At 44.5% G+C, this 14,053-nt stretch carries 14 protein-coding genes; all 14 read right to left on the bottom strand.

The genetic code is table 11. The features are described from left to right. Nucleotides 1-2: 2 nt before the first annotated feature. A complete protein-coding gene (locus tag B3N34_RS05485; RefSeq protein WP_286975585.1) occupies nucleotides 3-569 on the bottom strand; it encodes a 2-oxoacid:acceptor oxidoreductase family protein in 567 nt (188 codons plus the stop codon). A gap of 14 nt (nucleotides 570-583) precedes the next feature. Beyond that, nucleotides 584-1,327, bottom strand: a complete 744-nt coding sequence (locus tag B3N34_RS05490; protein WP_213697800.1) for a thiamine pyrophosphate-dependent enzyme — start codon at nucleotides 1,325-1,327, stop codon at nucleotides 584-586. 16 nt (nucleotides 1,328-1,343) lie between these two features. Continuing rightward, nucleotides 1,344-2,405, bottom strand: coding sequence for a 3-methyl-2-oxobutanoate dehydrogenase subunit VorB (gene vorB, locus B3N34_RS05495; RefSeq protein ID WP_286975587.1), 1,062 nt, complete (start codon nucleotides 2,403-2,405; stop codon nucleotides 1,344-1,346). Between the two features lie 19 nt (nucleotides 2,406-2,424). Next, nucleotides 2,425-2,640 (bottom strand): 4Fe-4S dicluster domain-containing protein, encoded by a 216-nt coding sequence (locus B3N34_RS05500; RefSeq protein WP_009201166.1) that lies wholly within the window; start codon nucleotides 2,638-2,640, stop codon nucleotides 2,425-2,427. Further along, complete coding sequence (locus B3N34_RS05505; protein WP_286975588.1) at nucleotides 2,641-3,363, bottom strand: hypothetical protein; 723 nt, start codon at nucleotides 3,361-3,363, stop codon at nucleotides 2,641-2,643. Beyond that, the gene (gene fmt / locus B3N34_RS05510; RefSeq protein ID WP_286975693.1) at nucleotides 3,357-4,289 is read right to left on the bottom strand and encodes a methionyl-tRNA formyltransferase; all 933 of its coding nucleotides are present in this window, start codon (nucleotides 4,287-4,289) and stop codon (nucleotides 3,357-3,359) included. The genes B3N34_RS05505 and fmt overlap by 7 nt, the downstream gene beginning before the upstream one ends. Nucleotides 4,290-4,291: 2 nt before the next feature. Further along, nucleotides 4,292-4,789: a peptide deformylase gene (gene def, locus B3N34_RS05515; protein ID WP_286975590.1), complete on the bottom strand. Its 498-nt coding sequence runs from the start codon at nucleotides 4,787-4,789 to the stop codon at nucleotides 4,292-4,294. A gap of 130 nt (nucleotides 4,790-4,919) precedes the next feature. Continuing rightward, nucleotides 4,920-6,455 carry a S1 RNA-binding domain-containing protein gene (locus B3N34_RS05520; RefSeq protein WP_286975592.1) on the bottom strand — a complete coding sequence of 512 codons (1,536 nt, stop codon included), beginning with the start codon at nucleotides 6,453-6,455 and terminating at the stop codon, nucleotides 4,920-4,922. 19 nt (nucleotides 6,456-6,474) lie between these two features. Continuing rightward, nucleotides 6,475-7,308 (bottom strand): 4-hydroxy-3-methylbut-2-enyl diphosphate reductase, encoded by an 834-nt coding sequence (gene ispH / locus B3N34_RS05525; protein ID WP_286975595.1) that lies wholly within the window; start codon nucleotides 7,306-7,308, stop codon nucleotides 6,475-6,477. A gap of 6 nt (nucleotides 7,309-7,314) precedes the next feature. After that, nucleotides 7,315-8,274, bottom strand: coding sequence for a tRNA (adenosine(37)-N6)-dimethylallyltransferase MiaA (gene miaA / locus B3N34_RS05530; RefSeq protein ID WP_286975597.1), 960 nt, complete (start codon nucleotides 8,272-8,274; stop codon nucleotides 7,315-7,317). Between the two features lie 17 nt (nucleotides 8,275-8,291). Next, complete coding sequence (ruvX, locus tag B3N34_RS05535) at nucleotides 8,292-8,726, bottom strand: Holliday junction resolvase RuvX (protein WP_286975600.1); 435 nt, start codon at nucleotides 8,724-8,726, stop codon at nucleotides 8,292-8,294. Nucleotides 8,727-8,731: 5 nt separating this feature from the next. Beyond that, on the bottom strand, nucleotides 8,732-11,374 hold the full coding sequence (gene alaS, locus B3N34_RS05540; protein WP_286975603.1) for an alanine--tRNA ligase: 2,643 nt from the start codon (nucleotides 11,372-11,374) through the stop codon (nucleotides 8,732-8,734). A 65-nt stretch (nucleotides 11,375-11,439) separates the two neighbouring features. Then, a complete protein-coding gene (locus B3N34_RS05545) occupies nucleotides 11,440-12,774 on the bottom strand; it encodes an amidohydrolase (protein ID WP_286975606.1) in 1,335 nt (444 codons plus the stop codon). After that, nucleotides 12,771-14,015 carry an adenosylhomocysteinase gene (locus B3N34_RS05550; protein WP_286975609.1) on the bottom strand — a complete coding sequence of 415 codons (1,245 nt, stop codon included), beginning with the start codon at nucleotides 14,013-14,015 and terminating at the stop codon, nucleotides 12,771-12,773. Before B3N34_RS05550 ends, B3N34_RS05545 begins: the two co-directional genes overlap by 4 nt. Between the last annotated feature and the right edge of the window lie 38 nt (nucleotides 14,016-14,053).

A 14,053-nucleotide genomic window follows, 5' to 3' on the forward strand; every position in this document is an offset into this window, starting at 1 on the left:
GATTAAGAATTGGCCTGGGCTACGTGTTGCTTACCAACTTCCTGCCCCTTTTCAAAAGCTTTCATGTTGATCTCAAGAAGATGGGCCTTTTTCGCACCCAATATTTCTTTTACAGCTTCTTTAAGGGCATCCACTGAAGCTATATCGGCAGCTTCCGCCAAAGCCCCCAGAACTACGATGTTTGCTACCTTCTCGTTGCCCAATTCCATAGCGATGCTGTTCGCCTTCACTTTCACTATATTTATATCATCCCGCGGATCATCGTAAGTGACGAGATCTTCATTGTAAATTAAAATCCCTCCCTTTCTTAAGTTTCCCACGAACTTCGCAAGGGAAGGCTGATTCATGATGATCAGGACATCAGGAGAAGACACCAGGGGAGAAGCTACCTCACCATCGCTTACGATGACACTGCAATTAGCCGTACCACCACGCATTTCCGGTCCATAAGAGGGAATCCACATCACATTATTGCCCTCGTTTAAGGCCGCATGAGCAACTATTTGACCTAGAAGCATTACCCCTTGGCCACCAAATCCTGCTGCAATCATTTCTCTATAAAAGCTCATCCGATTCACCTACCTTAATTAGGGAGCTTAAACTCGCCCAAGGGATAGTAAGGGATCATATTCTCCTCTAGCCATTTCAAGGCTTCTGTGGGCCGCATACCCCAGTTGGTCGGGCATGTAGAAAGGACTTCCACTAAAGAAAAGCCCTTACCGTCGATCTGGGTTTGGAAGGCTTTTTTAATGGCTTCCTTTGCCTTTATTACGTACTTTGGCCTTGCCACGGTAACGCGAGCTATATAGCCCGGAGCCTCCAATGTTGCGAGCATTTCTGCCACTCTTATAGGATAACCATTTGCCTTTGGATCCCTTCCGAAGGGACAAGTGGTAGTTCTTTGCTTAAGAAGTGTCGTTGGGGCCATTTGGCCACCAGTCATGCCATATATTGCATTATTGATAAAGATAACAGTTATATTTTCGCCTCTATTGGCAGCATGTACTATCTCAGCCGCACCTATAGAAGCAAGATCCCCATCTCCTTGATAGGTGAAAACCGTCAAATCCGGCCTTACTCTCTTGCAGCCTGTGGCAACTGCAGGAGCTCTTCCATGGGCCGCCTCATACATATCTGTATTGATGTAATTATACAGCAACACAGCACAGCCAACTGGTGCTACGCCAGCTGTCTTCTCCTGGATTCCAAGCTCATCTATAACTTCGGCTACTAAGCGATGAACGATGCCATGAGTGCATCCCGGACAGTAGTGTGTTGAAACATCGGTCATTGATTTAGGGCGCTCAAATATCTTCACTTCAGCCATCTCTGTCCCCCCTATATTAACCTAGCAGTTTCTTAGCGGCTTCTTCGATCTCTTCGACCGATGGTGCCATTCCGCCGCACCTTCCGTAAAAGCTAACCGGAACCTTGCCCTGCACACCCAGCTTCACGTCCTCTATCATTTGGCCACAGCTCATCTCAACGACCAAAACGTGTTTGACTCCATCGGGAAGATCGTTAAATGGTTTGTAAGGGAAGGGATACAGGCTTTGCGGTCTTATTAAACCAACTTTCATGCCCTGATCCCTCAATTTCTTTATCGAGGACTTGGCAATTCTTGCAGTGGTCCCATATGCAGCAATTACTACATCGGCATCTTCTACGCCAACAGACTCGTATCGCACTTCTTTCTCTTCCATCCTGCGATATTTTTCTTGAAGTTTTTGATTGTGTTTCTCAAGCATCTCGGGGTCTAAGGATAAGCTCTTTATTAAAGCTCTCTTGCCTCTTTCGGCCATATATCCTATTGCCCATTCCTTCGGATCGGGAATATCGTAATTCAGTTTTACCTTTTTAAATTCTATTGCCTCCATCATCTGCCCCATGAACCCGTCGGCCAATATCATGACCGGATTGCGGTAATATTCTGCTAAATCGAAAGCCATCATTATAAATTCCGTGGCTTCCTGTAAAGTTCCCGGAGCAAGGGTCAATAATCTGTAATCACCATGGCCACCGCCCTTGGTCGCCTGAAAGTAATCTGATTGAGCGGGCAAGATACCGCCTAAACCCGGCCCCCCGCGCATCACATTTATGATGACACAGGGTAACTCCGCAGCTGTAATGTAGCTTATCCCTTCGCTCATCAAAGAAATCCCGGGGCTCGATGAGGAGATTAAGGTCCTAAAACCAGTTCCCGCTGCCCCAAAGATCATATTAATTCCGGCAACTTCGCTCTCCGCTTGAAGGTATACCCCACCAACTTCAGGCAATCTCTTCGACATGTATTCCGGTATTTCGTTCTGCGGCGTTATCGGATATCCGAAGAAATATTTACATCCCGCTTGCACGGCGGCTTCGGCAAAAGCTTCGTTGCCTTTCATTAAAACTCGATTGGACACTGATCACACCCCCACTTATTTAAGATTCTACGCGGTATACCTCGATTGCTACATCAGGACACATCATTGCGCACATTTTGCATGCAACACATCCTTCTTTGAACTGCTCTGCGGGCCTGTAGCCCTTACTGTTAATGCGATCGGAAATTTTGAGCACCTTGTTCGGACAGGCTTCGACACAAAGACCACAGCTCTTGCACTTTTCCTCCAAAACCTCAACTCGCCCTTTAGGCATTTAAACCTCACTCCTTTCCCAAGGCATTAGAATTTTTCGGGTTAAAGGCCAAATAACTGAATCTCTAACCCTTTCTGCAACTTCGTCATAATTCGAGGTCGTGGTGCTAAGATAATACAGAGGTATTTGGTCCCTCATGGAATAATTTCTTACCACCTCATACCCCGAAACTACATTTTCAACTGCTGTATCGTTTCCCAAATGGGGATTACAAATAACGCCGTCAATCGATAAACCGGAAACATTTTCGATGTTCTGTTTTAACTTTTCTATTTCCTCTTCGGTAGAACTCATAGGTCTAAAGGGATTGACGACATACAAAACCGTGTGGTCCTGTTGTTTTATCTCGGGAAGAAGTTGTGTAAGGGCTAGAGCGCCCTTTTCATCTCCACCTATATCCAACAAAACCCTTCCGTTGTCCATAATGGCATTATGAACTTCGGCACTAACAAGGGGTAAATCGCTCCATTTCGTTTCTCCCGGCGGAGTGATGACTTTATAACCCTCTTTCTGTAAAGTCGAGGCTATATCTCTTAGGCAAAAGTAAGGATTTGTGATATCGACGTCAACTATGGTAATTTCTTCCCCTTTTGCTTTGAATGCGCTGGCCAGATTTAGCAAAAACTCCGTCTTTCCCGAGCCTAACCTCCCGGTTACAGCAATTATTTTACCCCATCTATATTTCTTTAAAGCTTCATGCCTGATATTATCCCAAATTAACAAGTCAAAACATCCCCCTCACGCAATCGCAAACCATTTAAAAAGGAGCGTCCATTAACGACCTTTTTACCCTCTCGTTGCACTTCAAGGAGCAAAACAGCACCCTTTCCACATGCCACTGCGGGAAAACCGTCAACAATCTTAAATATTGTTCCAACAGGAGCAAAGACTTCATCGTTGTTGATCAGTTTTGTTCTCCAAACCTTAAGCCTTTTGTCGTTTATAAGCGTATATGCTCCCGGTTCCGGATTAAGCGCTCTGACCTTATTATGGATCTTCAAAGCCTCTTCGTTAAAATCGAAAAGGGCCTCTTCATTAGTTATTTTTGGGGCGTATGTCGCTTCCGATTCGTCCTGTTCTCTAAATTCGTAAATTCCTTTTGGAAGGGCGTCTAATGTATTTATAAGAAGTTCTATACCTCTGCAACGAAGTTTTTCGCCTAAAGTTCCGGCAGTGTCGTCTAAATCAATGTATACTTTATTTTGAGCTAAAATAGGACCGGCATCAAATGAATCAGTTAGCCTAAATACCGTGACCCCTGTGATTTGTTGTCCATCCATTATCGCTCTTTGAATTGGAGCAGCTCCCCGGTATTTGGGCAAAAGGGAAGGGTGTAAATTTATACAGCCAAACTTAGGTGTAGACAGAAAGGGTTCTTTGATCTTCTGTCCAAAATCAATTATAACTATTAACTCGGGAGAATTTAACATCAATTTATCCTTAATAATTACGTCGTCATTGATATTCTCGCTTCGCCTTACCTCTATATCCAACCAATGCGCCATCTCTTCAACATCATTCGGTTTTCGTCTTAAGCCTCTGCCTGAAGGCCTTGGCCCACTCGTTATAACCAATTCAGGATTGTATGATAGCTTCGCCAATTCCCTTAAGCACTGCGCCCCCCAAGATCCTGATCCCATATACCACATCTTCAATGTGTTACACCCTTTTTTAGCCTTTTGAATTTTTTTTGTATCATATTTCTCTTTACGGGCGACACCATATCGATTATGAGCCTTCCGTGCAAATGATCAATCTCGTGGCAAAAGGCTCGAGCCAGCAAGCCAGAAGCTTCGATCGCATATTTTTCGCCATTTTCATCGAAGGCTTCGATTTTGACTATTTCCGGCCTTTCGATATCTTCGAAGACCTCTGGGAAGCTGAGGCATCCCTCCCGCCCTGTTTGTTCTCCCCTCTTTTCTAAAATAACGGGGTTGACGAGAGTGTATTTCTTGCCTTCATAATCCACCACTGCAACCATTAAATTGATCCCGACTTGAGGGGCAGCTAAACCCAATCCGTCATTTGCATACATAGTTTCATACATATCTTCTATCAATTTTTTTAAATCGTCATTAAAAGCTGTGACGATTTTATTTGTGGAACGCAATATCGGGTTTGGATACTTTATTACTTCCAAAATAGCCACCGTTAGATTGCCCCTTTCCCGAACAAAGAGGCGCTAAAAAAACGCGCCTCTTTGTTACCGTTAGTACCAACTTGATTTCCTTTATTATAGCATACACAATTATATCATGCACACATTGAGAATGGAAGAGCTAAACTTTAAATTGATCCCTCAGAACATCCCCTATAGTAACGATTGCGCCATCTTCTTCGGTTTGTTGTACGTTATTGTTCTTGTTTTCCGTTACCCTGCTCTTCCCCTCGGCTCTTTCCTCCCGCTGTACCTGTTCTTTTTCTTCCTCCTCCAGCGCCTTAATGCTTAATCTAATCCGCTTCTCATTGGGATCTATCTCCAATATCCTGGCTTTTACCTCGTCGCCTTTTTTTAGGACTTTTGAAACGTCATCTATATGGCGTCTCGATATCTGAGATATGTGTATAAGCCCTTCTACTCCACTTTCTATCTCGACAAAGGCACCGAAATCGACAATTTTTACAACCCTAACAGTGACATCCTGTCCCTGCTGATAGCGCTCCATGATGGTGCTCCAAGGGTCATGAAGCTGCTTATAACCTAGGCTGATTCTTTTTTGATCTAAATCGATATCCAATACCTGCACTTCTATGTCCTGTCCCTTTTTCAAAACTTCCCTGGGATGATCTATATGCCCCCAAGAAATATCGCTAATGTGAATCAAACCTTCGACTCCGGGTTTAATCTCTACAAAGGCACCGAAATCTACGGTATTCGTTATTCGGCCGTGGATCTTGTCGCCTGGTGTTACGCTTTCGCCTATGACTTCCCAGGGATCCGGTTCAGTTTGTTTGATGCTCAATGAAATTTTTTCCTGCTCGGGATCGATATGCAAAACTTTTACCTTCACCTTGCTGCCCTTCTTGACGACATCGCGCGGTTTTACGTTTTTGCTCCAGGAAAGTTCGCTTATGTGTACCAATCCCTCTACGGGGCCCAAATCGACAAATGCCCCAAAGGAGGTGATGCTCGTCACAACACCTTCCAGAACATCTCCTTCTTCGAGGTTTTCAAAGAATTCTTTTTTCTTTTGGGCCAATTCCTCTTCGAGGAGCAATCTCCTGGAAAAGATCAGCCTTCTCTTCCTTCGATCCTTCTCTAATAATTTTACCTCGATTTCTTGGTTTACAAATTTAGATGGATTTACCAACTTGCCCTCTTCAGCCAGATGGGATATGGGCACGAAACCTTCAAGGCCATAGGCATTTACTATAAGCCCTCCTTTTACCTTCCGCAGTCCCATTACAGCAATTGTTTCCCTCTGCTTCAATGCGTTTTCCAGCGCTTCCCATCTTTCATCAAAAAGCAAACGCCACCTGCTTAAGAGAACTTGAGATTCCTCTCCTTGTACTACCTTGGTGACCTCTGCACGCACTTCATCGCCAATACGTGGCTCAGCGTTATCATCCACCAATATGCTATGCGTCCATTCACGCTTAGGCAAAAAACCCTCGCATTTAAAACCTATGTCGACCAGCCATCCGTCGCCGCTTTTGTCAATTATGACCCCTTCGACAACCTTGCCTCTGTGGATGTTCTCAGGTCCGTGCTGCGTAATGAGATCTTCCATTGTTTCCTGTGATTCTTGCGCGGAAGGGCCTGCCATTTCCGATTCGATATGTTCTTGCCCTTCTCGCCTTTCTTCCTCAACCATTACCAACCATCCTCCTTGACTACCTACGTGATAATAAACTAATTACTTCTTTTATTAGCCAATCTGGAGTAGAAGCTCCAGCAGCTATTCCAATTATATGCTTGCCATAAAGCCAAGATTCGTCTATCTCCTGGGGGTTAGCTATCCAAAGAACGTCGCACCCCTCCCTCTTGGCAACTTCGACAAGCTTCGCCGTATTAGTGCTGTTATGCCCGCCAATAACGATAACTCCCTCCGTATCGGCTGCCAATTTTCTTACAGCTTCCTGTCTATGCAAGGTAGCCTTGCAAATAGTATTGTAAACACGCAATTCCCTAGCCTTGGGCACTAGGGCGCTAACTACAGAGAGTAACGCCCCTTCTTCTTGTGTAGTTTGAGAAACCACGCCTATTTTATCTTTATTGGGAAAAGTTGCAACATCCTTAGATGAATTTATCACACTAGCATAAGCAGATACACAACCTTTGATACTTTGAACTTCAGGATGGTTTGGATCTCCAACGATTACAACTTCATAGCCCTCTTCGGACAGAAGACGCGCCTTCTCTTGAGCATTTTTTACCGATGGGCATGTACCATCTATAATTGTGCATCCTTTATATTTTGCCTGCTTAAGAACTTCTGGAGTGGTGCCATGAGCTCTTATGAAAACTATCGACTGAGATGGCAATTCTTCTACGCTCTCCACCAACCTAAGGCCCAAGGATTTCAACCTTTTAACTTCTTCCTCGTTATGAATTGGGCTGCCCAGGGCATAGATGTTTCCGTACTTCTTCAACGCTTTTTCGAGCTCGTCTATCGCCCTCTTCACTCCAAAACAGAAGCCCAATGGTTTACCTATTATCAATCTCATTCAAATTCACACAACTCCCAAATGTCTTTTAATTCTCCCTTTCAAATCTTCGAGAACCTCTCCTTCGTTCTCTTCCTTTAGATCATACCATAAAGCGGGTTTAAATTTCCTAAACCAAGTCATCTGTCTTCTATAAAAGGCTTTCGTGGCTTTTATGTAGTACGATAGTGCTTCTTCCAAGCTATAGACTCCCCGTATATACTTAATAACCTCCCTATATCCGAATCCTTGCATAGAATGGAAGCGTTCGTCAAATCCGTTCTTCAGCAGCCATTTTACCTCCTCGATTAGTCCACTTTGAAATTGCTTTTCCGCCCTTAACTCTATATTTTTGTAAGCTAATTCTCTAGGGCTAATTATACCAAGATAGAGGACATCGTAAGGTTTTTTTATTTTCTTTCCATGTTTATGCCACCATGAGGCAGGCTTGCCTGTCGTATGAAATATTTCAAGGCCTCGTATAATTCTCACCAAGTCGTTGGGGTGTACTTTTAAAGCCAGATCGGGGTCAACTGTCGCTAATTTATTGTACATGTGTTTTTTCCCTTTAATTTCCGCCTCTTGAAGCAAATTTTTCCTGATCTCAGGATCGCTTTCGATGGAAACCGTTAAAATTTCTCCAAGGAGAGCGCTGTAGTAAAAAGGCGTTCCTCCAACAAGTAACGGTATCTTTTTTCTTGCGATAATTCTATCGATAGCCTTGGCTGCCTCTTCGACAAAACGGGCTGCCGTAAAAGTCTCATCGGGATCGGCAACGTCTATAATATGATGTACTATGCACAATCTGTCCTCTCTTGATGCCTTATCGGTACCAATGTCCATATATCTATATACCTGCCTAGAATCGACGGAAATTATCTCGCCCGAGATAGCAGGCGCAAGCTTAAGGGAAATGGCCGTTTTTCCGACAGCGGTAGGACCTATGATGGCGACCAGCTTAATTCTGCCTCTGTTATGAAGGTGCATTTTTTCCTCCTGATGTTTCATCGACTTGGGATATCCTTCGTTAAATTACTATAATCCAAATAACTTTGAAGCAGCACCGTTGCAGCAATCATGTCCACTTTGTTTCTTTTTTTCTTGCCCGACATCCCGCTATCGCGCAAATAATTCTGCGCTAAAGTTGTGGTAAATCGCTCATCCCACAAAATAAAGGTTATATCGGGAAATTTATCCTTCAATTTATCGGTCAACTCACTGATAGCATCAGCTTCCCTGTCTTTTTTTCCGTTTGTACGAATGGGAAGCCCTATAACTACCTTTTTCACATTATGTTTTCTTATAAGCATGGCTAAATCTTCAAGCCAGCTGCCCTGGGCATTCAAAAAGCCAACCCCTTGGGCAAATATGCCAAGGGGGTCGCTGATTGCAATTCCTATACGCACGCTCCCTATATCTAAAGCCAAAATGTGCTCCAATCGACTTATACCCCCAATAATTCGGTTAAAATCCTAGGTACGGCATTTAGGGCATCTTCCAGTTTCTCGACTTCCTTTCCTCCGGCCTGGGCGACATTAGGTCTCCCTCCTCCTCCACCGCCAACTATTTTCGCAACCCTATTGATAAATTTACCGGCATGTATACCATCTCTTACAGCATCCTCGTCTGCCATGGCGACAAGAACTACCTTCCCCTCAAAAGAGCTGCCTAAAACCAGTAAAACCTTTTTGAGCCCCTTCTTGAGATGGTCTCCAACTTGGCGCAATATATCGGCATCCAAATCCTCGAATTTGCCTGTCAACACGGTAAAACCATTTACTATTTGGCGCTGAGACAGTATTTTATCACATTGCGACAAAGCAAGTTTCAAATTAGACCTTTGCAATTCTGTTCTTAAATTTTTAATTTCCTGAAATACATCGGTAAACTTCTCCTTTAAAGATCCTGATTCGACACCGGAAATTAAGGTCAATTCTTCTACAAGATCAAACAACTCTTGATAATGACTTACGGCTGCCATCCCTGCCAGGGCTGTAATTCGTCTCAAACCCGATCCTATGCTTTCTTCTTTGACTATTTTTATCAAGCCAATGTCGCCTGTAGCATTAACGTGCAATCCGCCGCAAAGTTCAGCACAATAACCTGGTATCTGAATGACGCGAACTCTATCCCCGTATTTTTCATCGAAAAATGCCTTTGCACCTATTTTCTTAGCTTCTTCCATTGACGTCTCGAAGATGTTCAACTTGATGTTGGCCTGTATAACCTCATTAGCAATTTGTTCTATTTTTATTATGTCGTCGCGAGATATTGCATCAAAATGGTTAAAATCGAACCGTAAGTAATTGGGAGAAACGTAAGAGCCTGCTTGACGAATGTGGGGGCCTAAGACACGCGTTAAGCCTTCGTGAATAATATGGGTAGAGGTATGGTGGCGCCTAATGGCATTTCTTCGGGAAAGGTCAACCTTGGCTTTCGCTTCATCATCGGCTGAAACATATCCCGTCTTAACCCTGACACGATGAGCTATAAGCACATCGTGATAGTAATATGTATCAAGCACCTCCAATTTACCCGTGGACGTTTCTATCCATCCTTTATCTCCCACCTGTCCGCCCTTTTCGGCATAAAAAGGGGTTTCAGCCAACAAGATTTCTACCTCTTCCCCTTCATGAGCTTCCTCTACCTCCAGAGAATCCTTTAATATGGCCAAAACTTTCGATTCAGCTTTATCGCTCTCATATCCTACGAATTTCGTCGGACCAAATTTAGCCAAAAGGGCAGTATGAACTTCTTTATTCGCCATCGATGCAAGCTGTTTGCTCGCAGTTCTTGCCATTTCCCTCTGACGCTCCATGTATCTCTCAAATTCTTCTCTATCGACTTCAATGCCTTGCTCTTGACATATCTCTTCGGTCAATTCAAGGGGAAAACCATATGTGTCGTATAAAGTAAAAGCTGTTTCTCCCGATAGTACTGAGCTACCGGATCTTACTACCCTTGATATCTCCTCTTCAAGCAAAGCGCTCCCCTGATCTAAGGTCCTGCTAAACCTTTTCTCCTCCAGATTAATAACAGATTCTATGGTGGATCTATATTCCACTAATTCTTTATAGTGATCGGCCATGATCTCGAGCAATTCGGGCATCAGTTCAATCAAAAAAGGCCTATCGAGGCCGAGCACTCTTCCATAACGCGAGGCCCTTCTGAGCAACCTTCTAAGGACATATCCTCTACCCTCATTAGAGGGGAGTACGCCATCGGCTATCATGAATGCCAATGCCCTTAAATGATCGGCAATTACCCGCATGGCCGTATCGAAGCGTTTATCTGCGGCATATTCGACGCCTGACAAGCGCGATACCTTTTCAATTAAAGGCAGGAACAGATCGGTCTCGAAATCAGATCTGGCCCCCTGAACAATAGATGCCAGACGCTCCAATCCCATTCCCGTGTCAATGTTTTTCTTTGGCAAAGGTGTAAGGTTGCCTTCTTCGTCCCTGTTATATTGCATAAACACCAAATTCCACACTTCAAGATACCTATCACAATCGCACCCTACAAAACATTCGGGCTTTCCGCAAGAAAACGCCGGGCCTTGGTCGTATATCAGCTCCGAGCAGGGGCCGCAAGGACCTATCGGGCCGGCAGCCCAAAAATTGTCCTTCTCTCCCATGCGCACAATTTTACTCTCAGGGAGGCCAACAACTTTATTCCAAATTTCGAAGGCTTCGTCGTCGTCCAAATAAATAGTCGCATACATTCTCTCCGGATCGAAACCAATTACTTCCGTTAAAAATTCCCATGCCCATGGAATAGCTCGTTCCTTGAAGTAGTCCCCAAAGCTGAAATTTCCCAACATCTCGAAAAACGTATGATGCCTCGAGGTCCTTCCTACATTTTCTATGTCGTTGGTCCTCAAACATTTCTGTGATGTGGTGGCTCTCAGAACTTCAGGTTTCTTCAACCCCAAAAAATAGGGCTTAAAGGGAACCATGCCCGCTATGGTAAACAGCAAGGTTGGATCATCTGGAATAAGGCTGAAACTTGGAAACCTTTTATGTTCTTTTTGCTCGAAATATGATAGAAATAGCTCTCGTAATTCCTTTCCGCTTCGCTTTATCACGATAAAATGAAGCCTCCCTTCTTTACAAGCACAAGACTTGATCTTGAATTATAATTCATTGACTGCTAATTGTTCAACAAATCCTTTCTGGCCACTTTAGAATCATGGATGACCCTTTCGTAGTCTACAGTCGTGTATTCGCCATTCCTATACACCCATTTGCCGTTCACAACTGTTCCCCACACATCCCTTGAGGTTCCCGCAAAAACAATAAAACCGGCGAGGTTTTGTAAATCCCAACCAACGTAATGGGGTTTGTCGAGATCGACTAAAATAAAATCTGCCTTCCAATCTTCCCTTATCACACCCGCCTTCGAAAAGCCCAAAGCCTTATAGCCGTTAACAGTAGCAATTTGGATTGCCTCTTTTGACCTTACCAATGTAGGGTCTTTGTGCAACCCCTTCTGGATAAGAGATGCCGTCCGCATCTCAAGCCAAGGATCCAATCTGTTGTTGCTGGCAGCACCGTCACTTCCTAATGCCACATTTACCCTTTTTTGGATCATCTGGGATAGGGGGGCAAATCCGCTTCCAAGTTTCATATTGCTGCTTGGATTATGGACAATGGTTATGTTATCCTTCGCAATCTCAGATAACCTGTCTGCGGGGAACCATACTCCATGAGCCAAAACTAAGGATGCGACATCGGCAAGTCCCGTCTCATATAAAAGGCCGATCGGATCCTGTTTTAATTCGTTTATAATATAATTTCTCTCCCACTCCGTCTCAAGCCAATGAGTATGTATCCCTGCATGTAATCCTCTGGCAATTTCCGCTATTCTTGCCAACTTCTTGGGCGAAACGGTATAAGGTGCGTGGGGACCGAGCTGAACGGTTATCATTTCATTTTTGCCATGCCAATTATCGTAAAGCTTAATACCCTCCTTAAGCTTCAACGAAAAGAGAGGATCTTTGCCGATTAAACCCTGGCAAAGTCCACATCTCACACCTATTTCCAGGGCCGCATTTGCAACTTCGTCCATGTGAAAATACATGTCACCAAAGCAAGTAACTCCGGCACTTATCATTTCTATAATTCCCAGTTGGGTGCCTATTCGTATGTGATTGGACTTGAGCTTTCCCTCGACAGGCCATATGTGTTTTTCTAACCAATCTTTCAAGGGAGCCTCTTCGCCAAGGCCACGCAACAGCGTCATAGCCACATGGGTATGGGCGTTCACGAATCCCGGCAACAGTGCCTTTTTACTTTCACACAAACATTCTTCTCTGGCCTTTATCTTCGTCCCGTGGCCTTTCGGCAATATCGATGAGATACGACCTTTGGACACTGCAACATCACATATTTCCGCCCTCTCACGATCTCCATCCAGTACTACAGCATCCCTAAAAACTATGTCAGCTTCTAAGCAACTTGCGACATTTGGGCTGTAAGTCGTCATTCTTCCCACCTTCCAAGATATTGCTCTTGTTCGGGGGTCATCTCTTCCAGTCTAATACCTAAAGCTTCTAGCTTATAGGAAGCCACTGCCCTATCTATCTCGGAAGGAACTGGGTAAAGTCCAGGTTCGAGATCGTTCTCATGAATATAAAGAACCGATAATAGCTGAAGTGCGAAGGATAGATCCATGATTTCGATGGGATGGCCATCTCCACCGGCAAGGTTTACCAGCCTTCCCTCGACCAACAGATGCAAAGATCTCCCATCATGGGTCGTGTATGTCGTTACGCCGGGGCGCGTTATTGACTTTTTAGCCGCTATTTCACCCAAATCTATACAGGATATCTCGACGTCGAAGTGACCTGCATTTGCCAAAATTGCTCCATTTTTCATGACGGCAAAATGTTCTTTTCTGATCACATTAATGTTTCCCGTGGTAGTTACGAATATGTCCCCTGTTCGGGCTGCAGTAGCCATGTCGGTTACGTTGAAACCATCCATATAAGCCTCTAAAGCTCTATGGGGATCCGATTCGACAATCGTCACTCGCGCTCCAAGCCCCGATGCCCTGGAGGCTACCCCCCTTCCGCACCATCCGTACCCGCATACGACGACTTCCTTTCCGGCAATCAACATATTGGTCAGCCTGCATATAGCATCCCATACAGATTGGCCTGTTCCGTATCGGTTATCGAAGAGATGTTTGCTCAACGCATCATTGACCGCTAGCATGGGAAAAGCCAGGATCCCCTCATTTGACATCGCCTTCAGCCTCTTAATTCCTGTAGTTGTCTCCTCACAACCGCCCTTTATATAAGGCAGGAGATCGGATCGCTCCTTGTGAATAAGCGTCACCAAATCTCCTCCATCATCTATCAATATTTGTGGAGACCAGGCAAGCAGGGCATGCAGGTTACCATAATATTCGTCCATTGTCATTCCGTGCCAGCTGTAAACCCTTATGCCGTTGGCGACCAGCGCTGCGCAAATATCGTCCTGTGTTGATAGGGGATTGCTCCCGGCAGCCATGACTTCGGCACCCAAAGCCTTAAGAGCCATCAGAAGACACGCCGTCTTCGCCTCAAGATGCAGGCAGGCAGCTACCTTGACACCGTTTAAGTGGCGTTCTGGTTTAAATTTCTCTTGAAGAAGCTTTAAAACAGGCATAAAATTCCATGCCCATGCAATCTTTATTTTGCCTTGGTCTGCCAAAGCTGGATTTGCTATTCGGTATTCCTCCATAATATTATCCGCCTCCCAGATTTGTTATTTCGTTGCAA

The organism is Acetomicrobium sp. UBA5826, from assembly GCF_002433005.1.
GTDB lineage: Bacteria > Synergistota > Synergistia > Synergistales > Acetomicrobiaceae > Acetomicrobium.

Excerpts from the sequence above, each read along its gene's own strand:
- ispH (WP_286975595.1), bottom strand. The coding sequence starts at position 7,308 with ATGAGATTGATAATAGGTAAACCATTGGGCTTCTGTTTTGGAGTGAAG.
- B3N34_RS05485 (WP_286975585.1), bottom strand. The coding sequence starts at position 569 with ATGAGCTTTTATAGAGAAATGATTGCAGCAGGATTTGGTGGCCAAGGG.
- B3N34_RS05545 (WP_286975606.1), bottom strand. The coding sequence starts at position 12,774 with ATGACGACTTACAGCCCAAATGTCGCAAGTTGCTTAGAAGCTGACATA.
- fmt (WP_286975693.1), bottom strand. The coding sequence starts at position 4,289 with ATGTGGTATATGGGATCAGGATCTTGGGGGGCGCAGTGCTTAAGGGAA.
- B3N34_RS05490 (WP_213697800.1), bottom strand. The coding sequence starts at position 1,327 with ATGGCTGAAGTGAAGATATTTGAGCGCCCTAAATCAATGACCGATGTT.
- B3N34_RS05500 (WP_009201166.1), bottom strand. The coding sequence starts at position 2,640 with ATGCCTAAAGGGCGAGTTGAGGTTTTGGAGGAAAAGTGCAAGAGCTGT.
- miaA (WP_286975597.1), bottom strand. The coding sequence starts at position 8,274 with ATGCACCTTCATAACAGAGGCAGAATTAAGCTGGTCGCCATCATAGGT.
- B3N34_RS05550 (WP_286975609.1), bottom strand. The coding sequence starts at position 14,015 with ATGGAGGAATACCGAATAGCAAATCCAGCTTTGGCAGACCAAGGCAAA.
- B3N34_RS05520 (WP_286975592.1), bottom strand. The coding sequence starts at position 6,455 with ATGGTTGAGGAAGAAAGGCGAGAAGGGCAAGAACATATCGAATCGGAA.